This is a genomic window from Pedobacter immunditicola, assembly GCF_037482985.1.
Taxonomy (GTDB): domain Bacteria; phylum Bacteroidota; class Bacteroidia; order Sphingobacteriales; family Sphingobacteriaceae; genus Pedobacter; species Pedobacter immunditicola.
In genome coordinates this window covers 1-1,379 of the sequence record NZ_JBBHKC010000021.1, presented here as the reverse complement: position 1 = coordinate 1,379, position 1,379 = coordinate 1, and the positions used below count along the sequence as shown (strand labels likewise).

Below are 1,379 nucleotides of genomic sequence, written 5' to 3'. Positions count from 1 at the left end.
TGAAGTGAACCCCAAAAGTTAGACAAAAACTTTTGGGGTTTATTATTTATGTCAAAACACACATTTGAAGAGAAACTTGATGTAGTTTCTCAAGTAAGAAAGGGAAAGCCGATTCTTCGTATATCCCGCGAACGCCATATCGGTGAAGGCATGATATTGGAATGGGTTCGGAAATATGATCTTTATGGTGAAAGTGGGCTACTCAAACAACCAAACATCAAGCCCACGCCTGATTTTAAAGAAGAAGTTGTAAGGCTTGTCATAGAAAAAAAAGTAACTTTAAATCAGGTTGTTCTGGAACATAAAGTAAGCAAAGGTGCCTTAGAGAGCTGGATAAGATCAGTACGAGTTGAGGGCTATGCAGTACTATACAAACAAAAGCCCCTTGGACGACCACCTAAAGGCATGGGAAGATCGAAGAAGCTTGAACCTGAAACAGAATTAGAGAAGCTCCAGGCGGAAAACACCCGTTTGCGAGCAGAGAACGCACTATTAAAAAAAGTCAAGGCCTTAGTCAAGGAAAGAGAAGCCCGCGAACACATGAGTGGGCAAAAGCCATCGAAGGACTAAGGCCCGAACATGATGTTTCAATTCTATTGGATTGCAAACAGATGGCTCGTTCTGTATTTTATTACCATCGCAAGCGCCTAAATGATGATAAATACAAGCATGAAAAAGAAGAAATCGAAATTATATACCACTTACATAAAGGCAGATATGGTTATCGGCGGGTCACTGCCGAAATGAAGAACCGGGGTTATAGTATAAACCACAAGACTGTGCAAAAATTGATGGGAACATTAGGCCTAAAATGCAATATCAGGAAAGTAAGTTATCGCTCATACAAAGGCGAGGTTGGTAAAATTGCCCCCAATGTACTTGAAAGGGATTTTGAGGCAAGTTTGCCTAATCAGAAATGGACTACGGATGTCACCCAGATGAACATTAAAGGGGAAAAGATCTACTTGTCTCCTATAATTGACATGTTCAATGGGGAAGTCATTTCTTATAGCATTTCAAAAAGTCCAAATATGCAGATGATAGACGAAATGTTATATAAGGCTTTTGATAAAGTGAAAGATACAAAGGGACTTATTTTTCATTCTGACCAAGGCTGGCAATATCAACATTACGGATATAGAAAGGCTTTGGAAAAAAATGGAATTATTCAAAGCATGTCCAGAAAAGGAAACTGCTTAGATAATGCTTTGGCCGAAAGCTTTTTTGGCATCGTGAAGACAGAATTGCTGTACAGACAGCGCTTTGAAACTGAGGAAGAATTTATCGCTTCGTTAAAAGAATACATTCATTACTACAACAATAAAAGAATAAAAAACAGATTAAATGGAAAGAGCCCGGTGGAATACCGAGCTCTCGCA

Annotated in this window: 2 protein-coding genes; both read left to right on the top strand. The window is 39.1% G+C overall.

The genetic code is table 11. The annotated features are described in order from the left end of the window. Nucleotides 1–48: 48 nt before the first annotated feature. Nucleotides 49–570, top strand: a complete 522-nt coding sequence (locus WG905_RS19475; RefSeq protein WP_339593433.1) for a transposase — start codon at nt 49–51, stop codon at nt 568–570. Beyond that, on the top strand, nt 492–1,379 hold an 888-nt coding region (locus WG905_RS19470; protein ID WP_339593434.1), incomplete at its 3' end, for an IS3 family transposase. The genes WG905_RS19475 and WG905_RS19470, both read left to right, overlap by 79 nt.

Coding starts and splice junctions, on each gene's coding strand:
- WG905_RS19475 (WP_339593433.1), top strand. CDS start 49: ATGTCAAAACACACATTTGAAGAGAAACTTGATGTAGTTTCTCAAGTA.